Genomic DNA, 21430 nt, shown 5'->3' with positions numbered 1-21430 from the left:
CCGGCTCGGCCACAAGTCCCCGGCGCGGCCCGCAAGCTGCCCCGGGGTTTTGCTTTTGAAGGACATGACGATGAGCAGCAGCAGCAACAAGCTCCATGAACTGATCCTGGTCTGCCGCGAACAGGACGTCGAGATCGTCAGCGACGCGCTGATGGAGATCGAATCGCTGGCCGTCTCGGTCGAGGACGCCGACGCCGACACCGATGCCGAGAAGGCCCTGTTCGGCGAACCGGGCATGCCGGCGCCCAAGGCCGGCTGGGAGCGCTCGGTCGTCAAGGCCCTGTTCTCCAGCGAGGCCGAGGCCACCGAGGCCGCAACCCTGATCCTGGCGCAGGACTGGGCCGAGGACGTGCATGTGCAGACCATCCAGGCCGTCGAGGAGCAGGACTGGGTGCGCCTGACCCAGTCGCAGTTCGCGCCGGTCGAGATCACGCAAGAGTTCTGGATCGTGCCCTCCTGGCACGAGGCGCCGGCCCAGGCCACCAAGATCATGCGCCTGGATCCCGGCCTGGCCTTCGGCACCGGCACGCATCCGACCACGCGCATGTGCCTGCGCTGGATCGCCCACCATCAAGACCTGGCCCCCACCTGGAACCGCGTGCTGGACTACGGCTGCGGCTCGGGCATCCTGGCGATCGGCGCCGCGCTGCATGGCGCGCGCGCCATCGACGCGGTGGACATCGACCCGGCCGCCGTCACCGCCACGGTGGCGAATGCCGAGGCCAACCAGGTCGCGCCGCTGATCCAGGCCGCCCTGCCCGACGGTGCCAAGGGCCAGTACCCGCTGCTGCTGGCCAACATCCTGGCCACGCCGCTGAAGCTGCTGGCGCCGCTGCTGTGTCAACACCTGGCCCCCGGCGCGCATCTGGTGCTGGCCGGCATCCTGGAACGCCAGGCCGACGAGCTGAAGACGGCCTATGCCCCCTGGCTGAAGCTGGAGGTCAGCGACAGCGAGGAAGGCTGGATCCTGATGACGGCGCAACGCGTCTGAGCCTGCAGCGACGGCGATCTCTCATGGCATGATGCCGCCCATGAGTCTCGCCACCCGTTGTACCGCTTGCGGCACCATCTTCCGGGTGGTGCAGGATCAGCTCCGCGTCTCCGAAGGCTGGGTGCGCTGCGGCCGCTGCGCCGAGGTGTTCGACGCCAACGAGCAGCTGTTCGACATCGACCGCGAGATGCCGCCGCCCTGGCCGCCCGCCGGCGCCGCCGATCAGCTGGCCGCGCCCCGACACGAGGAAGAGGCAGCGCTCGCTGCGGCCGCTGACGCGGCGCTCGAACCCGAAGCCCCCGCACCGCGCCCGCCGCATCGCCATGCGGAGGATGAGGAAACCTGGGTGCTACCGCGTACGCCCGACGCCGTCGCCGCGCCACGCGAGGCCATCGCCAGCTTCGAGACTGAGCCCCGGATCGCGCTCGAGACGCCCGCCGCCGCGAGCCACAACACCCTGCGGATCACGCCGGTCGAGCGCGACGACGCGCACGATGAGGCCATACCGCCGCCGCCCGCGCGCAACCCGGCCGCCAGGGACGCCGCGCCGCAGCGCCGCGAGCCCTATTGGTCCGGCGACGAAGCGGCCCCGGCCGAGGAAGAGGACCACCAGGCCGGCTTCAGCGCCAGGGCGCCGGAACCGCAGGCCGCCATCGCGGCCGAGCCGGAGATCGATCTCGAGCCCGCCGCTGCCGCGTCCACCTTCGCCCCGGAGCAGAACCCGACGCCGCCGCAGGCCAGCTTCCTGCGCCAGCCGGCCGCGGCGCGCCCGCGCGTGCGTCTCGCGCTGCTGCTGGCCTCGGCGCTGCTGCTGATCCTGCTGGCACTGCAGCTGACCTGGCAGCTGCGCCATGCGCTGCTGGCGATCTATCCGCCCAGCGCGCCGCTGCTGCGCTCCTTCTGCGAGCTGGGCGGCTGCACCCTGGAACCCTGGCGGCGCATCGATGCGCTGGCGGTCGAGAACAGCAGCCTGACCCAGGCCGGGGCCGGCAACCACTACAAGCTCAGCGTCCATCTGCGCAACAAGGCCGCCTACCCGCTGGCCCTGCCCTGGGTGGACCTGAGCCTGACCGATGCCAGCGGCGCGCTGGTGATGCGCCGCATGCTCAAGCCGGCCGACTTCAACATCGCCAAGGGGAGCATCGGCGGCGATGCCGAGGAAGCGCTGCAGCTGGTCTTCAGCACCGGCAAGCAGAAGATCAGTGGCTACAGCGTGGTGATCTTCCATCCCTGATCTGCTGCCGCGCACCGCGCGCAGCTCGAACCCGCGCGCTGGCATAAAAAAACCCGGCCGAGGCCGGGTTTTCAGTTGGCACATCAGGCCGCGAGGGCCTGTGGCTCTTGCTTCGCTCAGGGCTTATTGCCGGTCGGGAAGGGCCAGGCAGCCTGAGGGCTCAGCGCCGTCTTGGCGGCCGGTGCTGCAGCGGCAGGCTTGGCAGCAGGGGCAGCGGCAGGGGTCGCGGCGGCCTTCTTGGCAGCAGGCTTCTTCGCAGCCTTCTTAGCGGCAGGCTTGGCAGCCGGCTTGGCGGCGGCAGCGGCCTTCTTGGGAGCGGCGGCCTTCTTAGGGGCAGCAGCCTTCTTGGGCGCAGCAGCCTTCTTAGGAGCAGCGGCCTTCTTGGCCGGAGCTGCCTTCTTAGGAGCAGCGGCCTTCTTGGCCGGAGCTGCCTTCTTAGGAGCGGCGGCCTTCTTTGCCGGAGCTGCCTTCTTGGGAGCAGCGGCCTTCTTCGCCGGAGCTGCCTTCTTAGGAGCAGCGGCCTTCTTCGCCGGAGCTGCCTTCTTAGGAGCAGCGGCCTTCTTCGCCGGAGCCGCCTTCTTGGGGGCAGCAGCCTTCTTGGCCGGAGCGGCCTTCTTCGGGGCCGCAGCCTTCTTGGCCGGAGCGGCCTTCTTCGGGGCCGCAGCCTTCTTGGCCGGGGCGGCCTTCTTGGCGGGAGCGGCCTTCTTGGCCGGTGCCTTCTTTGCAGTTGCCATAACTTTCTCCTTGATCAAGTGGAAAGAGCACCGCCTGCAACAGACCGGTCCACTGCAGTGCGGTTATTCACCATCCGAGAGTCACCCAGGAGGAGTGCCCCGGTACGATGAATGGGGTTGCGGCGCCCGGCCTCGGCTTCTTTGGATGGCCAGGGTCTCAAGCACCGCGGATCTTGATCTCTTCTTACAAACTGGAACTGCGCAAGGCACCGTGCCTCACATCAATCCCAGGACAAAGCGCCACCGGACTGGTATTCGATGACGCGGGTTTCAAAGAAATTGCGTTCCTTCTTCAGGTCGATCATTTCGCTCATCCAAGGGAAGGGGTTCTCCTCGTTCGGGAAGAGCTCCTCCAGTCCGATCTGGACGGCGCGACGGTTGGCGATGTAGCGCAGATAGCCCTTGAACATCGACGCGTTCAGGCCCAGCACGCCGCGCGGCATGGTGTCCTCGGCGTAGCGGTACTCCAGTTCGACGGCCTTCAGGAACAGGGCCTTGATCTCGGCCTTGAACTCCGCCGTCCACAGCTGCGGGTTCTCGAGCTTGATCTGGTTGATCAGGTCGATGCCGAAGTTGCAGTGCATCGACTCGTCGCGCAGGATGTACTGGTACTGCTCGGCTGCGCCGGTCATCTTGTTCTGACGACCCATCGCCAGGATCTGCGTGAAGCCGACGTAGAAGAACAAGCCTTCCATCAGGCAGGCGAACACGATCAGGCTCTTCAGCAGCGTCTGGTCGTTGGCCGTGGTGCCGGTGTGGAAGTTCGGGTCCATGATCGCCTCGATGAAGGGGATCAGGAACTCGTCCTTGTCGCGGATCGACTTCACCTCGTTGTAGGCGTTGAAGATCTCGCTCTCGTCCAGGCCCAGTGACTCGACAATGTACTGGTAGGCGTGCGTGTGGATCGCCTCTTCGAAGGCCTGGCGCAGCAGGAACTGGCGGCACTCGGGCGCCGTGATGTGGCGATAGGTGCCCAGCACGATGTTGTTGGCGGCCAGCGAATCGGCGGTGACGAAGAAGCCGAGGTTGCGCTTGATGATGCGGCGCTCGTCCTCGGTCAGACCGTTCGGGTCCTTCCACAGCGCGATGTCGCGGCTCATGTTCACTTCCTGCGGCATCCAGTGATTGGCGCAGGTGGCGAGGTACTTCTCCCAGGCCCACTTGTACTTGAAGGGCACCAGCTGGTTGACGTCGGTCTTGCCATTGATGATGCGCTTGTCGGCCGCGTTGACGCGACGCTCGCTGGCAGCCTGGGCGGAGGACGAAGAAGCCTGGGGAGCGGAGACTGCGGCACGCGCGACCGGCGCGGTGCTCGGTGCTGCGTTCTGGTGGGCGCTGTTAGCGGCGCTTTGAGAGGGTTGACGGTCTTCTTCCCAAACCAACATGGTGGACTTCCTATCGCGTTGAATTATCGGAGTGTTGTGTTCAAACACCAAGGACTTCTTGACATGGCGCAGCACTCGCTGTTGCTGTGCTGCATCGACATCGCGTGTCGCACATCGCCGCGCGCTGCCTCGCGCCAGGTCCTCGGGTCAAGCATTCATCGATGCATCGAATCGAGTTTGCATCGATGAACACTCGCATCGCGAGCATTCGGGTGGGCCCGACCGCGCTCGCGATCGGGCCTTTTCTTCATCGACTTACTGGCAGGCTTCGCAGCCCGGGTCGTCGATCGCGCAGAACTGCACGTCGGTCGCGGGCATCGGCTCGTCGGCCACCACCGGCGCCGCGGCGACCGGTGCTGCGGCCATCAGGGGTGCGCCGCTCGACACCGAGTTCAGCTGGCCGGTCTTGCTGACCGTGCTCTTCTCGGCCGAGGAGGCGCTGATGGTGCGCAGGTAGTAGGTCGTCTTCAGGCCGCGTTGCCAGGCGAGCTTGTAGGTCTCGTCCAGCTTCTTGCCGGAGGCGCCGGCCATGTAGATGTTCAGGCTTTGGGCCTGGTCGATCCACTTCTGGCGGCGTGCGGCGGCCTCGACCAACCACACCGTCTCCACCTCGAAGGCGGTGGCGTACAGGGCCTTCAGCTCCTCGGGCACGCGGTCGATGCGACGCAGCGAACCATCGAAATGCTTCAGGTCCATCACCATCACGTCGTCCCACAGGCCCAGCTTCTTCAGGTCGCGCACCAGCGATTCGTTGATCACGGTGAACTCGCCGGAGAGGTTCGACTTGACCGAGAGGTTGCCGAAGCAGGGCTCGATCGAGGCGTCCACGCCGATGATGTTGGAGATGGTCGCGGTCGGTGCGATCGCCACGCAGTTGCTGTTGCGCATGCCGTCCTTGGCGATCTTGGCGCGCAGCGCGTCCCAGTCCAGCGTGCTGGAGCGGTCCACTTCCACATAGCCGCCGCGGGCCTCGGCCAGCAGGTCCAGCGAGTCGATCGGCAGGATGCCGCGGTCCCACAGCGAACCGCGGTAGCTCGAGTAGCGGCCACGCTCGGCGGCCAGCTCGGTCGAGGCCAGGTAGGCGTAGTAGCAGACGGCTTCCATCGAACGGTCGGCGAACTCCACCGCCTCGTTGGAGGCATAGGGCGTGCGCAGCGCGTACAGCGCGTCCTGGAAGCCCATGATGCCCAGGCCCACCGGACGGTGGCGCAGGTTCGAGTCGCGCGCCTTCTTGACCGCGTAGTAGTTGATGTCGATCACGTTGTCCAGCATGCGCATGGCCGTGGCCACCGTCTTCTTCAGCTTCGCGTGGTCGATCTGGCCGTCCTTCAGGTGCTGGACCAGGTTCACCGAGCCGAGGTTGCAGACCGCGATCTCGTTGTCATTGGTGTTCAGCGTGATCTCGGTGCACAGGTTGGACGAGTGCACCACGCCCACATGCTGCTGCGGCGAGCGCACATTGCAGGCGTCCTTGAAGGTGATCCAGGGATGGCCGGTCTCGAACAGCATCGAGAGCATCTTGCGCCACAGGTCCTTGGCCGGCATGCGCTTGAACAGCTTGATCTCGCCGCGATCGGCCTTGGCCTCGTACTCGACATAGGCCTTCTCGAAGGCCTTGCCGAACAGGTCGTGCAGGTCCGGGCAGGTCGAGGGGCTGAACAGGGTCCAGTCGCCACCATCCATCACACGGCGCATGAACAGATCGGGGATCCAGTTCGCGGTGTTCATGTCATGGGTGCGGCGGCGGTCGTCGCCGGTGTTCTTGCGCAGCTCCAGGAACTCCTCGATGTCCAGGTGCCACGATTCCAGATAGGCGCAGACCGCGCCCTTGCGCTTGCCGCCCTGGTTCACCGCGACGGCGGTGTCGTTGACCACCTTCAGGAACGGGACCACGCCTTGCGACTTGCCGTTGGTGCCCTTGATGTGCGAACCCAGCGCGCGCACCGGGGTCCAGTCGTTGCCCAGACCGCCGGCGAACTTGGACAGCAGCGCGTTTTCCTTCAGCGCCTCGTAGATGCCGTCCAGGTCGTCGGCCACGGTCGTCAGGTAGCAGCTCGACAGCTGCGAGCGGCGCGTGCCCGAGTTGAACAGCGTCGGGGTCGAGCTCATGAAGTCGAAGCTCGACAGCACCTCGTAGAACTCGATCGCGCGCGCTTCGCGGTCGATCTCGTTCAGGGCCAGGCCCATCGCGACGCGCATGAAGAAGGCCTGGGGCATCTCGATGCGCTGGTCGCCGATATGCAGGAAGTAGCGATCGAACAGGGTCTGCAGGCCCAGGTAGTCGAACTGCAGGTCGCGGTCCGCCTTCAGCGCGGCGCCCAGCTTGACCAGGTCGTACTGCTGCAGCTTCTCGTCCAGCAGTTCGGCCTGCACGCCCTTCTTGATATAGCCGGGGAAGTACTCGGCGTAGCGGGTCTGCATCTGCTCCTGCGTCACGTCCTCGCCGAGGATCTCGCGGCGGATCGTGTGCATCAGCAGGCGGGCGGTGGCGCGGGTGTAGCCGGGGTCCTTCTCGATCAGGGTGCGAGCGGCCAGGATGGCGGCCTTGTAGACCTCGTCCATCGGCACGCCGTCGTACAGATTGCGCTTGGTCTCGGCGATGATGGGCTCGGGCTTCACATCGGCGCCCAGGTTGGCGCAGCTGCTCGAGATCAGGGCCGCGAGCTTGGCCAGGTCCAGCGGCACGCGCTGGCCGCCGTCGATCACCGTCAGGCCGGTGTCCTGCACGCCGGCGGCGGTGATGTCCACCTCGCCCTTGGCCAGACGCTCCTGCGCACGGCGCTCGCGGTACAGCACATAGGCGCGCGCCACCTCATGGTGGCCGCCGCGCATCAGGCCCAGCTCGACCTGGTCCTGGATGTCCTCGATATGGAAGGTGCCGCCGGCCGGGCGCGAGCGCAGCAGCGCGCGCACCACGTTCTCGGTCAGGCCGTCCACCGTCTCGCGCACGCTCGCCGAGGCCGCACCGCTGGTGCCATGCACCGCCAGGAAGGCCTTCATCAGCGCCACGGCAATCTTGCTGGGCTCGAAGGACACCACCGCGCCATTGCGACGGATGATCTGATAGGCCTGGTAGACGGACGGTTTACCCGGACCGCCGCTCGCGCCGTGAGCGGGGTTGTGGGCGGCCGCGTCCGATGCGGTGCTGGCGACAACGGTTTGCATAGATGTCCTCGTCTGTGTCTTGTTCAGAAAACGCGGTTCCGGAGCAAGCGGCGCGCTGCCCTGGATTCGCATTCGGTTTTGTTGCTGGCTAGAGGCGACCGGGCGGGCGCGCGACTCAAGTCGCGCACTACCGGCACCCCTCTTTCTGCTGACCTCGTTGCCCACCCGGAGCGCCTGGTCACCGAGGTGAGGGCGCCGGGCGAAACGGCTGCATAGGAGTGAGGCATGTCAGGTCTTGCCGAGGTCAGAAGGATACCACGAGGAACACTATATCTAGCGGACATGGCAGCTTCAAGCACTACCAATAGCGTTCAAACCCCGTTGACCTAGGGATGGGATCGCGCTAGCGATCAACCCAGCGCGGCGCCGGCGGCGGCGCGGCCATGCGACTCGCGCGATGAACAGGGGCCTCGCGCGCGCAAGGCCGCGCCGGCGCTCGCTCGCAGCGCGAAACCGGCCGCCAGGCCGCGCCAATATTGGCGCGGCGTGCGCGGCTCAGGCGCCCTCGCCGTCCGCGCCGGACCCCTCGGTGATGCCCAGGCGCGCCATGCGGTAGCGCATCTGGCGCAAGGAAAGCCCCAGGGAAGCCCCGGCCGCGGTGCGGTTGAAACGGTGTCGTTCCAGAGATCGCAACAGGATGTTGCGCTCCACCTCGTCCAGGTACAGGGCCAGGTCTTGCGGCAACGCCTCTTCTTCCGCCCGCTCGCCGGCGGCCGGCCGCGCCTCGACGGCCGGCTGCGGCGGCTCGGCCGCATCGAGCGCGCCGAGCTGCGAGTCGTCCAGCAGCGCCTCGGGCAGGCCCAGGTCCTCCGCCCCGATGTTCTCGCCGCCCGAAAGCGCCAGCGCGCGGTGCAGCAGGTTCTCCAGCTCGCGCACATTGCCCGGGAAGGCATAGCGCGCCAGCTGCGCCAGCGCCGCCGCGGCCAGACGTGGCGGCGGCGAGACGCCGGCATCGCGCGCGATGCGCTCCAGCACCCGCTCGCTGATCGCGGCCAGGTCCTCGATGCGCTCGCGCAGCGGCGGCACGCGGATCTGGATCACGTTCAGGCGGTAGAACAGATCCTGGCGGAAGCGCCCGGCCGCCACCTCGGCGCCCAGGTCCTTGTGGGTGGCGCTGAGGATGCGCACATTGACCGGAGCCTCGGCCACCGCGCCGACCGGCCGCACCGAGCGCTCCTGGATCGAGCGCAGCAGCTTGCTCTGCATCGCCAGCGGCAGGTCGCCGATCTCGTCCAGGAACAAGGTGCCCTCATGCGCGGCCTGGAAGAAGCCCTCGCGGTCCTCATGTGCGCCGGTGAAGGCGCCCTTGCGGAAGCCGAAGAACTCGGCCTCCAGCAGCTGCTCGGGAATCGCCCCGCAGTTGACCGCAATGAAGGCGCGCTGGCCGCGCGGGCTGGCCTCGTGGATCGAGCGCGCCACCAGCTCCTTGCCGGTGCCGGATTCGCCCTGCAGCAGCACCGGCGCCATGCTGCGCGCCACCTTCTCGATCAAGGCTCGCACCTGCTGCATCGCGGCCGAATCGCCGGCCAGGCGGTGCAGGGCCGCCGGCGCCGGCGCGGCCACCCGGGCGCTGCGCGGGCTCGCCGTGGGGCGCGGCGCCGCCCGCTCGGGCCGCTCGGCCGGCGCGGCAGGAGCAGCGGCTGCCGCCCCGGCCACGGTCGGCGCCGCCGGCGCACGCCCCAGCGCCGAGGCCACGACGCTGCGGAACTGGCGCAGGTCGACCGGCTTGGTCAGGTAGTCGTAGGCGCCGGCCTTCAGCGCCTCGACCGCGTTCTCGGCCGAGCCGAAGGCGGTGATCACCAGCGCCTTCTCGCGCCGCCCGTGGCGCTCCAGCCAGGCCAGCACATCCAGGCCCGAACCGTCGGGCAGGCGCATGTCGGTGATCACGGCGCTGTAGCCGCGCTCGCCCAGCCGCGCGATCGCCTCCTCCACCGAGCCGGCGGTGTCGAGCTCATAGCCCTCGCGCAGCAGGGTCAGCTCATAGAGGGTGCGCAGATCCGGTTCGTCATCGACGACCAGCAGGCTGTAGACGGGTGCTGGGCTCATGGTGCGGGAGGAACGGCATCGGCCGGCAGGCGACGCAGGGTGATGACGAATTCATTGCCGCTGTGGCCGGCGGCGCGCTGGCGCTGGTAGTCGATGCGGCCGCCATAGCGCTCGCACAGCTCGCGACAAATATACAGGCCGAGACCGGAGCCGCGGCTGCGCGTCGAGAAAAAGGGCTCGAACAGATGGCGCTCCACCTCGGGCGGCAGGGCCGGCCCGGCGCTGAACACCGCGAGCTGCACCCATTGCTCGGACTGCGCGCGCAGCCCCAGCTGCACCGAGCCGGGGCCGGGCTCGGCATGGCGCAGCGCGTTGTCCAGCAAATTGACCAGCACCCGGCGCAGATGCTCGGGCTCGAAGGCGACCGGCAAGACCTGGCCCGGCAGGCTCAGCGCCAGCGGCCCGGCGGGGCCGGTGTCCAGCCGGTTGGTGCGCGCCCAGTCCTCGCAGGCCTCGCGCACCAGCGCGTTGGCGTCCAGCGGCTGCGGCTGCGGCAGCACGCCCGGCGCCACCTCCATCACATCGTCGACGATGCGCTTGAGGCGCTGCACATTGGAGGCCACCATCGCGGTCAGGCGGGCCGACTGCGCATTGGCGCCGCAGTCCTCGGCCAGCAGCGCATTGGCCTGGTCGATCGCCGCCAGCGGGTTGCGGATCTCATGCGCGATGCCGGCCGAGATGCGCCCCATCGCAGCCAGCTTCTCCTGCCGGCTGCGCGCCAGCACATTGCGCACGTCCTCGATGAACAGCACGCACAGGTCCTCGCCGCTGCCCTGGGCCTCGCGCCGGCGCGTGAAGCGCATGCGCAGGCGCAGATTGCGTGCCTCACCGCCCTCCAGCTGCAGCGCCACGTCGCGCCCCTCGACCGGCCAGGCGCCCTCGGTGAAGGCGCGCTCGACCGCCGCCACCAGCGGCTCCCAGGCCGGCACGCCGTTCAGCGGAAAGGGCGCGCTGCGCACCATCGCCGCGCCGGACAGCAGGCCGCGCGCGGCCGGGTTGGCGGCGCGCACATGGCCGCGCCGGTCCACCACCAGCACGCCCTCGGCCATCTCCTCGATCACCAGCCGGTTCAGCTGCGCCTGCTGGCGCGCCAGCTCCAGGCTGCCGCGTGCCGCGCGCTCCTCGCGCGCCAGGCGGCTGGCCAGCTCGCTGGCCAGCAGGCCGACGACGAAGAAGCCCACGCCGGCCAGCCCCGCCTGCGTCATGCGCAGGCCCAGCTCGCCGCTGTGCAGCACCGACCAGGCGGCGATGCCCAGGGTCAGCAGCGCCGCCATCGCGGCGGTGGCCAGGGCCAGCAGGCGCGGCGTCAGCACGCCCGCCATCAGCACCGGCATCACCAGCAACGCGCCATAGCTGACGCCGGCGTCGCGATCCAGCGCATGCAGCGCGCCGAACAGCGCCAGGTCCCAGCCGATGCTGAGCCACCACTGCGGGCTGCTGAGCCGCGCAAAGGACTGGGCCGACACGCCGCGCTGCAGCCGCGGCAGCAGCCACAGGGTCAGGGCTTGCGCCGCATAGAGGCCGCACAGGGGCAGCGCCCAGGGCACGCGGGCCGCGCCCAGCAGGCCGCCAAGCAGCTGCATGCCAACCAGGGTCAGGCCCAGCGCGACGCGCGCCGACAGGCAGGCGCGGTACAGGCGCTGGAAGGCGGTGCCGCCGGCATTGGCCAGCCGGCGCGTCTGGCGCGCAAAGAAGAACTGCGACTCGGCGCCCGCGGCGCTGGGCGGCGGCTCGCTGTCCAGCATGGCGGGGTCGGGGCTTTCGGCGGCGCCGCCGAACCAGCTGCTGTGCCCATCGGCGCCACCGGGACCGCGCCGCTCGTGGCGACGCCGCTCGCCGCGGCGGCGGTCGCCCCCGCGGCGCTCCGGCGGCTGCGGGGCCTGCGCCGCGCTCATGAACCGGACCGGGCCTCGAATGCCGAGCGATGCGCGGCGCTGCAGAACAGGCCGCCGCGCCCCGGCAGCGCCTCGCCGCGCGGCACATGCAGGCCGCATTCGAGGCAGGCCACGATGTCCTGCGCGTCGGAGGTCTTGTTGTGCTCGGGCGGCGGCGGGGTCGGGGCCGGCGGCGGCATCTGGCGCGGCCGCGCGCGCTTGAAGCCCAGCATGAAGAACACCAGGCCGACGACGAGAATCAGAAGCAGGTATTTCATCGCTCAGTAGGTGCCGCCGGCACGTTGCAGCAGCACTTCAAGCACGAACCGCGAGCCGGCATAGGCCAGCAACAGCAGCGCGGCGCCCAGGTAGAGCCAGCGCGTCGCGCGCCGGCCGCGCCAGCCGAACACGCGCCGCCCGGTCAGCAGGCCGCTCAGCACCAGCCAGCCCAGCACCGACAGCAGGTTCTTGTGATCCCAGCGCCACAGCGGCGTGAACCACCAGCCCAGCAGCAGCGCCAGCGACAGTACCACCACGCCGGCCGCGACGAACTGGAAGGTCAGCCGCTCCAGCCGCAGCAGCGGCATGCCCAGCGGGGCCAGGCCTTGCCCCGCGCCCGACTTCTTCAGGCGCATCTGGCGCTCGGCCCGGTTCAGCATCACCGCATGCAGCACCGCGGCGCCGAACAGGCCATAGGATGCCAGGCCCAGCACCCAGTGCAGCGGCGCCCAGGGCGAGACCGCGAGCGGGCGGCTTTCGCCCGGATAGGCACAGGCCAGCAGCACGCCGGTCGCGGCCAGCGCCGCCAGCAGGCGACGCGCGCCGGGCAGCGGCACGAAACGGCTCTCCACCATATAGACGGCCAGCACCAGCCAGATCGTCATCGACAGCGCCGGCGCGAAGCCGAAACGCGCGCCGGGCTGCGTCGCGCCGATGCCGGCGATGTCCAGCACCAGGGCCAGCAGATGCATCAGCCAGCCCAGCACCAGCAGGCCGCGCAGCCTTGCGCCATCGCCCTTCTCCGGCGTCAGCGCGACCGCGCCATAGGCCAGCAGGGCGGCCAGACTGCTGGCCGCCAGCAGCATGCCGGGCAGACCCGAGGAGGCGAACGATAAAATCATCGCCACAGTGTAATTTGCGCGCCCGCTTCCCCGTGGCGCCTCCCCCATGGCCTCCACCCTGACCGATCGCCTGAGCCAGCTCGTCAAAACGATGCGCGGCCAGGCCCGCATCACCGAAAGCAATGTGCAGGACATGCTGCGCGAAGTGCGCATGGCCCTGCTGGAGGCCGACGTGGCCCTGCCGGTGGTGCGCGACTTCATCGCCCGCGTCAAGGAGAAGGCGCTCGGCCAGGAGGTGGTCGGCTCGCTGAACCCCGGCCAGGTGCTGGTCTCGGTGGTGCACAAGGAGCTGACCGCGACGATGGGCGAAGGCATCGCCGACATCAACCTGGCCGCGCAGCCGCCGGCGGTGATCCTGATGGCCGGCCTGCAGGGCGCCGGCAAGACCACCACCACCGCCAAGCTGGCCAAGCACCTGATCGAGAAGCGCAAGAAGAAGGTGCTGACGGTCTCGGCCGACGTCTACCGCCCGGCCGCGATCGAGCAGCTGAAGACCGTGACCAAGCAGGCCGGCGGCGAATGGTTCGCCACCAGCGCGGACCAGAAGCCGCACGACATCGCGCTGGCCGCGATCGACTACGCGAAGAAGCATTACTTCGACGTGCTGCTGGTCGACACCGCCGGCCGCCTGGCGATCGACGAGGCCCTGATGGCCGAGATCCGCGACCTGCACGCCACGCTGAATCCGGTCGAGACCCTGTTCGTCGTCGATGCGATGCAGGGCCAGGATGCGATCAACACCGCCAAGGCCTTCAAGGACGCGCTGCCGCTGACCGGCGTGGTGCTGACCAAGCTGGACGGCGACTCGCGCGGCGGCGCGGCGCTGTCGGTGCGCCAGATCACCGGCGCGCCGATCAAGTTCGCCGGCGTGTCCGAGAAGATCGACGGCCTCGAGGTCTTCGACGCCGAACGCCATGCCGGCCGCGTGCTGGGCATGGGCGACATCGTCGCGCTGGTGGAAGAGGTCACCAAGGGCGTCGACATGGCCGCGGCCGAGAAGCTGGCCAACAAGCTGAAGTCCGGCGACGGGTTCGATCTGAACGACTTCCTGGCCCAGATCTCGCAGATGAAGAAGATGGGCGGCCTGTCCGGCCTGATGGACAAGCTGCCGACCCAGATGACCGCCAAGGCCGGCGCCGCCGACATGGACAAGGCCGAGCGCGACATGAAGCGCATGGAGGGCATCCTCAACGCGATGACCGCCAAGGAGCGCCGCCAGCCGAATCTGCTGATGGACGGCAAGAGCAAGGCCAGCCGCAAGCGCCGCATCGCCGCCGGCGCCGGCGTGCAGATCCAGGAGGTCAATCGCCTCTTGAATCAGTTCGACCAGATGCAGGGCATGATGAAGAAGATGAAGGGCGGCGGCCTGATGAAGATGATGAAGAAGATGGGCGGCATGAAGGGCCTGGGCGGCATGATGCCGCCGGGCCTGAAGTAAGCAGTCAGGCCAGCAGCACCAGCAGCGCGCACAGCAGCAGCGCCGCGCCGCTGGCGCGCTGCACCCAGATCGCGCGCCAGCGCAGGCGCCGGCCCAGCGCGCCGGCCGCGCCGATCAGCAGCGCATAGCAGCCCACGTTCAGCAGCTCGAACAGCAGCCCCAACAGCAGGAAGCCGCTCAGCCAGGCGCCGCCCGGCGCGCTGGCCGCGCCGAGGAACAGCGGGAAAAAGGCCGCGAAGAACAGCACCGGCTTTGGATTGACCAGGGTCAGCAGCAGGGCCGCGCGAAAGCCGCCGGCCGCCGGCGCCGCGCGTGCCGGCCCCGGCTCGGCGCGCAGCATGCTCACCCCCATCCAGGCCACATAGGCCGCCCCGCCCCAGCGCAGCAGGCTCAGCAGCAGCGGCCATTGCTGCAGCAGGGCCGACAGGCCCAAGCCCGCCGCGGCGATCAGCAGCAGATCCCCGAGCACCACGCCGGCCACGGCCGCCGCGGCACGCAGGCGCGAGTGGCGCAGCTGGCCCAGCACCATCAGCATGGTCGGCCCCGGCACCACGATCACCAGCAGCGCCGCCGACACAAAGGCGGCCAGGGTCTCAGGCGCGAGCATCGCCAGGCTCCCGCTCCAGCGCCGCGACATGGGCATCGATCAGCGCCTCCAGCCAGGCATCGCTGTGCCCGAAGGTCCAGCCCAGCGCGCGTGCGCGGCCGGTGTCCATCACATGCGGCGCGGCATAGTCGAACTCGGTCGGGCCCGGCGTCGGCTGCGGCCGGGCCAGCGCCTCGTGCCCGAGCCGGCGCGCGATGCGCTGCTGCAGCAGCGGCGCGGACAGCAGACCGTCCGCCGCCACATTGACCGGCCCGCGGAAGTCCTGCGCGCCGGCCCACCACATGAAGTCGACCACGCCCGGCACATCGATGAAGGAGCTCAGGCCGGCCGCCACCGCATGGTGCAGCGGTTCGCCGCGCCAGACCCGCTCGACATGGCGCGCCAGCCGCCCGGTGAAATCCTCCGGCCCGCCCAGCACATGGCCGACGCGAAGGCTGGCCCAGGGCAGATCGGCGCCCTCGCGCGCCAGCACCGCCTCGGCCTGGCGCTTGCCGCGGCCGTAATGGGTCTCGGCGAAGACCGGGTCGGTCCAGGGCAGGCTCGCATCGACCGGTTCCGCCGCCAGCTCCAGGTCGGCCTCCAGATAGGGCCGCAGCACCCGGCCATGCAGGGCCTCGTAGGTCTCGATCGTCGAGGTCATCAGGTAGCGCCCGACCCGGCCGCCGAAGCGCTCGACCGCGATCGCCGCGTCGCCCGGGCTGTAGCACATCTGGTCGTAGACCAGGTCGTAGCGCGCCTCGTCGCCGAAGGCCGCGCGCATCGAGGCCGGGTCGCGCCGGTCCACGCGCAGGCGCCGCACCCGCGCGCCGAAGGGATCGGCCGCGCGGCCGCGGGTCGCCAGCGTGACCTGGTGGCCGGCCTCCAGCAGGCGCTCGACCAGGCGGATGCCGAAGTAGCGCGTGCCGCCGATGACCAAGATGGATTGACTCATGAGATGCTCCGAAACTGACTCGGCGCCAGTCTCTTCCAGCGACCAGACGACGAACAGCGAGAATCGTGAACCCTGAGCGTTAGAAATTCAGACCCTGATGCCACCACCGATGCTGCACAGCCTGTCCGGCCTGCTCGACTTCGAGGCCGCCGCCCGACTCGGCAGCTTCCAGCTCGCCGCGGCCGAGCTGCACAAGACCCGCTCGGCGCTGAGCCAGCAGATCAAGCAGCTGGAGCATTCGCTCGGCCTCCAGCTGTTCGTGCGGCATGCGCGGCATGTGGCGATCACGCCGGCCGGCAGCGAGCTGGCGCAGACCCTGCGGCGCCAGCTCGGCGAGCTGCGTGCGCAGGTGACGACGCTGCGCGCGACGCAAGACCCGGCCCTGTTGCGCGTCTCGACCACCCATTCGCTGGCGATGAAATGGCTGATCCCGCGCCTGCACCGCTTCACCGAGAGCCATCCGGCGGTGGACATCCGGGTCGAGGCCAGCGACCAGCTGGCCGACCTGGCCGGCGGCGGCTGCGATGCGGCGCTGCGTTATCAAGAGGGGGATGAGACCGAGCTGCTGTACCGCGAACAATGGGTGCTGGCGCACAGCCCGGCGCTGGCGCCGGCCGGCCAGCCGCTGAGCGCGCTGCTGCGCCAGCCGCTGCTGCACGAGGGCGACCCCGGGCCCTGGCTGGCGCTGCTGGCGGCCGAGGGCATCAGGACAAGCCCGCATTGGGATTTCTCGCGCAGCTACAGCCATGGCGGCCTGCTGGTGCAGGCGGCAGTGGCGGGGCAAGGCCTGGCCCTGCTGCCCTTCGCGCTGGCCGAGGAGGACCTGGCGCGCGGCCGGCTGCTGCCGGTGGCCGGCGGGCCCTGGTCCAGCGGCTACGGCTACCGGCTGCTGCTCGGCGCCGCGCGCAGCGAGGCCGCGCCGGTGCAGGCCTTCGCGGCCTGGATCCGGGAGGAGCTGGCCGCGACGCAGGCCGTCTGCGCGGCCATGCTGATGAAGAAGAAACGCGGCCCCGCGCTCACTCCAGCAAGGCCTGCGCGAACTCGCGCGCGCTGAAGGTCTGCAGGTCTTCCAGCTTCTCGCCGACGCCGATGAAGTAGACGGGAATCGCGCGCTCGCGCGCGATCGCCGCCAGCACGCCGCCCTTGGCCGTGCCGTCCAGCTTGGTGACGATCAGGCCGGTCAGGCCCAGCGCATCGTCGAAGGCCTTGACCTGGCTCAGCGCGTTCTGGCCGGTGTTGCCGTCCACCACCAGCAGCACCTCGTGCGGCGCACCCTCCTGCGCCTTGGCAATCACGCGCTTGATCTTCTTCAGCTCCTCCATCAGGTGCAGCTGGGTCGGCAGGCGGCCGGCGGTATCGGCGATCACGACATCGCAATCGCGCGCGCGGCCGGCCACCACCGCGTCATAGGTGACGGCCGAGGGATCGCCGCCCTCCTGGCTGACGATCTCGACCCGCGTGCGATCGGCCCAGACCGAGAGCTGCTCGCGCGCCGCGGCACGGAAGGTGTCGGCCGCGGCCAGCAGCACCTTTGCCTCGGCCTCGGCCAGATGGCGGGTCAGCTTGCCGATGCTGGTGGTCTTGCCGGCGCCGTTGACGCCGACCACCATCATCACGGTCGGCGTCTGCGCGCCGACCACCAGCGATTTCTCCAGCGGTTTCAGCAGATCGGTCAGCGCATCGGCCAGCAGGCCGCGCACCGCGGCCGGCTCGGTGAGCTTGGCCTCCTTGACCCGTTTTTTCAGGTCCTCCAGCAGGAACTCGGTCGCCTTGACGCCGGCATCGGCCATCAACAGCGCGGCCTCCAGCTCTTCATACAGCGCATCGTCGATCTGCGTGCCGGTGAAGACCTGGGCGATGCTGGAGCCGGTCTTGCGCAGGCCGGCGCGCAGCTTGTCCAGCCAGCTCTTGCGCGGCGCCGCCTCGGGCACTGGCGCCGGAACCGGCGCCGCCTCCACGACGATCGGCACCGGCGGCGGCGCGCTTGCCTCGACCGCCGGGCTCTGGGGCGCGGGGGGCGCGGGGGGCGCAGGCTGGACGGGCTGCACCGGAGCCGGCGCTTGGACCTGCACCGGCTCGATGGGCGCGGGTGGCAAGGCGGGCGGGCTGGCCGGCAGCGACGGCGGTGCCGCAGGTTCGACGGGGGCCGGCGCCGGAGCACTGCTGTCTCCACCGCCGAAACCTAACTTCTTCTTGAGGAAACTGAACATCTGGAGAGGGGGCTTTGCGAGGGCTGCTGGGGCCGTCGAGTGAAGAAAAACAAAAACTCTTCGGCAATGCTTGCATTGTCCTCCAAAACTTGGCTATACTTATGGGCTTGAGGCGCTTTAGCTCAGCCGGTTAGAGCGACGGAATCATAATCCGCAGGTCCGGGGTTCGAATCCCTGAAGCGCCACCAAATAAAGTCTTTTTGCGACAAGCACTTAGACGACAAAGAAGCCCGCCAAGTGCGGGCTTTTTCTTTGGCGGTGTCAACCGAGTGTCAACGGCAATTTCAGCGGGCACGCCGTGGACGGTCGCAGCTCACGCCGGCGTATTCGCCTCTTCCGCATGGTTGGCTGCACGCCCTTCTGACTTTCGCGCGCGAAAGTTGTCGCTCGACTTCATCAAGGCCAGTGGGTTCAGCGCTTTCGCCTCTTGCAGGTGCTCAGGCGCAAGGTGCGCGTACCGCATCGTCATCGTCAGACTTTGGTGGCCGAGGATTTTCTGCAGGGTGAGGATGTTGCCGCCAGCCATCATGAAGTGGCTCGCGAACGTGTGGCGTAGCGCGTGGGTCACCCTATATCCTCGTCGGACATTCGATGGGCGGGCAATATGCGCAGCTGTTTGCCAAGCTCTATCCGGAGCAGGCGGCTGGCCTGGTGCTGGTGGACGCGCTGCCGCCTGGCGCGCTGAAGCCTCGCGGCGACTATCCCTGGTACACGCGCATGGGGCTGTACCTGTTCGCGTCGGGCCAGGTGCAGCGAGAGCTCCGGCATGCGCCGGCCATCGGCGCGGCACTGCTCTCCCAACCCGGCGTTTTCAGCAAGCCGGTGCTGCGGCTGGTCGCCCAGGCCGATCCGCGCGCCGGCAAGCCCGAAGGCTTGCTGAAGGATCTCTTCAAGGGCGTGATCTACGCCGAGGACTTCGGCGTCTGGACGGCCGATCCCGATGTCGCCGAACGTCGGCTTGATCAGCTCTACCCCCAGTCCACGGTTCAGCGCATCCAGACCCATCACCGAGTGCAGGAAATGGCGCCGGAGCTGGTGCTGGCTGCCATCCGCCAGGTCATCGAACGAGCCGGCAGCACCCGGGATTGAAGCCAGCCTCCCCTTCCCGCCAACACGCCGGAGGCGCGCCGCCGTCCGATGCCGGCATGCGGCGCCGTCCGACACCGCGCCAACGCGCCAGCGTCCAGCATGGTTCACCATGAGCCTGATCACCCTGCTGACCGTCAATCTGCACAAGGGCTTCGGTGTCTTCAACCGGCGCTTCATCCTGCCCGAGCTGCGCGAGGCGGTGCGCAGCGTCTCGGCCGACCTGGTATTCCTGCAGGAGGTGCTGGGCGAGCATGAGCTGCATGCGGCCCGGGTGGCGGGCTGGCCGCAGGCGCCGCATTACGAGTTCCTGGCCGACAGCCTGTGGAGCGACCATGCCTATGGCCGCAACGCGGTGTACCCGCAAGGCCACCATGGCAACGCCCTGCTGTCCAAGTTCCCGATCCGGCAGCATGCCAACCACGACGTCTCGGTCGCCGGGCCGGAACGGCGCGGCCTGCTGCACAGCGTGCTGGCCCTGCCCGACGGGCGCGAGCTGCATGCGATCTGCGTGCACCTGGGGCTGCGCGAGGCGCATCGCCAGCAGCAGCTGCGCGCCCTGTGCCGGCTGGTCGCGCAACTGCCCGCCGACTGCCCGCTGGTGGTAGCCGGCGACTTCAACGACTGGCGCGAGCGCGCGCACCGCCTGCTGCGCCGCCATGCAGGCCTGCGCGAGGTCTTCGTGCAGAGCCAGGGCCGCGCGGCGCGCAGCTTCCCGGCGCGCTGGCCGCTGCTGCGGCTGGACCGCATCTATGTGCGCGGCGTCGCGGTGCAGCGCCCGCTCCTGCTGCCGCGCCGGCCCTGGTCCCATCTGTCGGACCATGCGCCGCTGGCCGCGGAGATCCGGCTATGAAAAAACGCGACGACGAGCAAGGCTGGGTCGGCGGCAACCGTCTGCAGCTGCTGGAGAACGGCGAGCAGTTCTTCCCCGCGGTGTTCGCCGCGATCGAGGCGGCCGAGCGCGAGGTGCTGATCGAGACCTTCATCCTGTTCGAGGACAAGGTCGGCCTGGCGCTGCATGCGGTGCTGTTGGCGGCGGCGCGGCGTGGCATCCGCGTCGAGCTCACGGTGGACGGCTTCGGCTCGCCCGAGCTTTCCGAGGCCTTCGTGTGCGGTCTGACCGAGGCCGGCGTGCGCCTGCATGTGTTCGATCCGCCGCCGCGCCTGCTGTCGCGCCGGCTACGGCCGTTCCGCCGCCTGCACCGCAAGCTCGTCGTGGTGGACGGCCGCATCGGCTTCATCGGCGGCATCAACTTCTCGGCCGATCATCTGAGCGACTACGGCCCCGAGGCCAAGCAGGACTATGCGCTGCGGGCCGAGGGCCCGGTGGTGGCGCAGCTGCACCGCGCGGCGCAGCGGCTGATCGCACCGGCCCAAACGCCGACTCCCCTGCCCCCGCCTCCGATAGGCCAGGCCGAGGCCCTGCTCGCGACGCGTGACAACCACCGCCACCGCGACGACATCGAGCGCTTCTACCGCCGCGCCCTGCACGCCGCGCGGCATGAGGTGATCATCGCCAACGCCTATTTCTTCCCCGGCTACCGGCTGCTGAAGAGCCTGCAGCGCGCGGCCCGGCGCGGCGTGCGGGTGCACCTGATCCTGCAGGGCCGGCCCGACATCCCCTGGGCCACCTGGGCGGCGCGCATGGTCTACCACCGGCTGATCCGCGCCGGCGTCTGCATCCACGAATACCGCGAGCGCCCACTGCATGGCAAGGTGGCCCTGGTGGACGAGGAATGGGCGACGGTCGGCTCCAGCAATCTCGACCCCCTGAGCCTGGCGCTGAACCTGGAGGCCAATCTGATGGTGCGCGACCGCGCCTTCAACGCCGCGCTGCGCGCCCGGCTGCTGCCGCTGATGCGCGAGCACTGCCGGCGCGTCGAGCTGGAGCAGACGCCGGCGCGGCGCTGGTGGTGGCCGCTGGGCGTGGGCGCGCTGGCCTTCCATGTGCTGCGGCATTTCCCGCGCTGGGCCGCGCGGCTGCCGGCGCGCGCGCAGGGCCGGCGAGAGCTCGGTGCTGGTGCGCGCACCGAGCAGCCCGCCCAGGCCTGGCAATGGCGGGCCGGCGAGCAGGCGCCCGGCCCGGCCGGGCGATAGTCGTCTAAAATTGCGGCCTTCCCCGAATCGCTGACGGCCTGAGGCATACATATCCCTTGGGCCGTTTGTCTTTCGCCCCCTCAACGCAGCCACTGGACACATACCATGTACCGCTGTGCCTCGTCTCTCCTTGCCGCCTGCGCCGCGGCGCTCGTCTGCAGCCTGCCGGCCCAGGCCCAGGTGCACCGTTCCTTCCCCGCCACCGCGCTGCGCGGCGAGCTGGTCGTGCAGCAGGCCCCGCTGGTCAGCCTGAACGACAAGCCGGCCAAGCTGGCCCCCGGCGCGCGCCTGCGCGGCGACACCCATCTGCTGCTGCAGCCCGCCAGCGTGATCGGCCAGAAGTTGATCGTGCATTACACCGTCGAGCCCTCGACCGGCATGCTGATGGATGTCTGGGTGCTGAACCCCGCCGAGCTGGCCAACAAGCCCTGGCCCACCACCCCCGAAGAGGGCGCGACCTGGCTGTTCCAGCCCGGCACCCAGACCTGGACCAAGCGCTGAAGGAAAGACG

The 21430-nt window shown here is 69.4% G+C and carries 19 protein-coding genes and 1 tRNA gene; 9 read left to right on the top strand and 11 right to left on the bottom strand.

Annotated features, from left to right (window positions below):
- The first annotated feature begins 70 nt into the window (after window positions 1-70).
- Together prmA and G8A07_RS06390 are read left to right on the top strand one after the other, a co-directional pair.
- Window positions 71-991 (top strand): 50S ribosomal protein L11 methyltransferase, encoded by a 921-nt coding sequence (gene prmA / locus G8A07_RS06395; RefSeq protein ID WP_195796235.1) that lies wholly within the window; start codon window positions 71-73, stop codon window positions 989-991.
- A 40-nt stretch (window positions 992-1031) separates the two neighbouring features.
- Window positions 1032-2225: a zinc-ribbon and DUF3426 domain-containing protein gene (locus tag G8A07_RS06390; protein ID WP_195797627.1), complete on the top strand. Its 1194-nt coding sequence runs from the start codon at window positions 1032-1034 to the stop codon at window positions 2223-2225.
- Between the two features lie 116 nt (window positions 2226-2341).
- On the opposite strand, the gene G8A07_RS06385 is transcribed toward G8A07_RS06390, so the two are convergent.
- The 7 genes from G8A07_RS06385 to G8A07_RS06355 all read right to left on the bottom strand — a co-directional run bounded on the left by G8A07_RS06385 (window position 2342) and on the right by G8A07_RS06355 (window position 12550).
- Window positions 2342-2959, bottom strand: a complete 618-nt coding sequence (locus tag G8A07_RS06385) for a histone (RefSeq protein WP_195796234.1) — start codon at window positions 2957-2959, stop codon at window positions 2342-2344.
- Window positions 2960-3180: 221 nt separating this feature from the next.
- On the bottom strand, window positions 3181-4344 hold the full coding sequence (locus G8A07_RS06380; RefSeq protein WP_195796233.1) for a ribonucleotide-diphosphate reductase subunit beta: 1164 nt from the start codon (window positions 4342-4344) through the stop codon (window positions 3181-3183).
- Between the two features lie 255 nt (window positions 4345-4599).
- The gene (locus tag G8A07_RS06375) at window positions 4600-7509 is read right to left on the bottom strand and encodes a ribonucleoside-diphosphate reductase subunit alpha (RefSeq protein ID WP_195796232.1); all 2910 of its coding nucleotides are present in this window, start codon (window positions 7507-7509) and stop codon (window positions 4600-4602) included.
- A gap of 495 nt (window positions 7510-8004) precedes the next feature.
- Window positions 8005-9555 (bottom strand): sigma-54 dependent transcriptional regulator, encoded by a 1551-nt coding sequence (locus tag G8A07_RS06370; RefSeq protein ID WP_195796231.1) that lies wholly within the window; start codon window positions 9553-9555, stop codon window positions 8005-8007.
- Window positions 9552-11450: a PAS domain-containing sensor histidine kinase gene (locus tag G8A07_RS06365; protein WP_195796230.1), complete on the bottom strand. Its 1899-nt coding sequence runs from the start codon at window positions 11448-11450 to the stop codon at window positions 9552-9554. The genes G8A07_RS06370 and G8A07_RS06365 overlap by 4 nt, the downstream gene beginning before the upstream one ends.
- Window positions 11447-11707, bottom strand: a complete 261-nt coding sequence (locus G8A07_RS06360; protein ID WP_195796229.1) for a PP0621 family protein — start codon at window positions 11705-11707, stop codon at window positions 11447-11449. Before G8A07_RS06360 ends, G8A07_RS06365 begins: the two co-directional genes overlap by 4 nt.
- Window positions 11708-11710: 3 nt before the next feature.
- Window positions 11711-12550, bottom strand: coding sequence for an inner membrane protein YpjD (locus tag G8A07_RS06355; protein WP_195796228.1), 840 nt, complete (start codon window positions 12548-12550; stop codon window positions 11711-11713).
- 46 nt (window positions 12551-12596) lie between these two features.
- Here G8A07_RS06355 and ffh point away from each other — a divergent pair, with 46 nt between their 5' ends.
- Window positions 12597-13988, top strand: a complete 1392-nt coding sequence (gene ffh / locus G8A07_RS06350; protein ID WP_195796227.1) for a signal recognition particle protein — start codon at window positions 12597-12599, stop codon at window positions 13986-13988.
- A 4-nt stretch (window positions 13989-13992) separates the two neighbouring features.
- On the opposite strand, the gene G8A07_RS06345 is transcribed toward ffh, so the two are convergent.
- On the bottom strand, window positions 13993-14595 hold the full coding sequence (locus G8A07_RS06345) for a LysE family translocator (RefSeq protein ID WP_195796226.1): 603 nt from the start codon (window positions 14593-14595) through the stop codon (window positions 13993-13995).
- Window positions 14582-15526, bottom strand: a complete 945-nt coding sequence (locus G8A07_RS06340) for an NAD-dependent epimerase/dehydratase family protein (protein ID WP_195796225.1) — start codon at window positions 15524-15526, stop codon at window positions 14582-14584. The genes G8A07_RS06345 and G8A07_RS06340 overlap by 14 nt, the downstream gene beginning before the upstream one ends.
- 97 nt (window positions 15527-15623) lie before the next feature.
- Between G8A07_RS06340 and G8A07_RS06335 the strand changes: the two genes are divergently transcribed.
- A complete protein-coding gene (locus G8A07_RS06335; RefSeq protein ID WP_249937246.1) occupies window positions 15624-16580 on the top strand; it encodes a LysR substrate-binding domain-containing protein in 957 nt (318 codons plus the stop codon).
- Here G8A07_RS06335 and ftsY read toward each other — a convergent pair.
- Window positions 16543-17736 (bottom strand): signal recognition particle-docking protein FtsY, encoded by a 1194-nt coding sequence (gene ftsY, locus G8A07_RS06330; RefSeq protein ID WP_195796224.1) that lies wholly within the window; start codon window positions 17734-17736, stop codon window positions 16543-16545. The genes G8A07_RS06335 and ftsY overlap by 38 nt on opposite strands.
- Window positions 17737-17847: 111 nt before the next feature.
- On the opposite strand from ftsY, the gene G8A07_RS06325 reads away from it, so the two are divergent.
- Window positions 17848-17924, top strand: a tRNA-Met gene (locus G8A07_RS06325).
- A 125-nt stretch (window positions 17925-18049) separates the two neighbouring features.
- Here the strand turns inward: G8A07_RS06325 and G8A07_RS06320 are convergent.
- Entirely contained in the window at window positions 18050-18340 is a 291-nt protein-coding gene (locus tag G8A07_RS06320) for a tyrosine-type recombinase/integrase (RefSeq protein ID WP_195797625.1), read from the bottom strand.
- Here G8A07_RS06320 and G8A07_RS06315 point away from each other — a divergent pair.
- The 4 genes from G8A07_RS06315 to G8A07_RS06300 all read left to right on the top strand — a co-directional run bounded on the left by G8A07_RS06315 (window position 18328) and on the right by G8A07_RS06300 (window position 21420).
- Complete coding sequence (locus G8A07_RS06315; RefSeq protein WP_195796223.1) at window positions 18328-18825, top strand: alpha/beta fold hydrolase; 498 nt, start codon at window positions 18328-18330, stop codon at window positions 18823-18825. The two genes, G8A07_RS06320 and G8A07_RS06315, sit on opposite strands and share 13 nt — an antisense overlap.
- Window positions 18826-18934: 109 nt before the next feature.
- Window positions 18935-19675, top strand: coding sequence for an endonuclease/exonuclease/phosphatase family protein (locus tag G8A07_RS06310; RefSeq protein ID WP_195796222.1), 741 nt, complete (start codon window positions 18935-18937; stop codon window positions 19673-19675).
- Complete coding sequence (clsB, locus tag G8A07_RS06305) at window positions 19672-20919, top strand: cardiolipin synthase ClsB (protein ID WP_195796221.1); 1248 nt, start codon at window positions 19672-19674, stop codon at window positions 20917-20919. The genes G8A07_RS06310 and clsB overlap by 4 nt, the downstream gene beginning before the upstream one ends.
- Before the next feature lie 105 nt (window positions 20920-21024).
- A complete protein-coding gene (locus tag G8A07_RS06300) occupies window positions 21025-21420 on the top strand; it encodes a hypothetical protein (RefSeq protein WP_195796220.1) in 396 nt (131 codons plus the stop codon).
- The last annotated feature ends 10 nt before the right edge of the window (window positions 21421-21430 follow it).

It is taken from the genome of Roseateles sp. DAIF2, assembly GCF_015624425.1.
In the GTDB taxonomy this organism is placed as follows: Bacteria; Pseudomonadota; Gammaproteobacteria; order Burkholderiales; family Burkholderiaceae_C; genus Kinneretia.
Note: the sequence above shows the minus strand (reverse complement) of the source record. Positions and strands in the feature narration are given on the sequence as shown.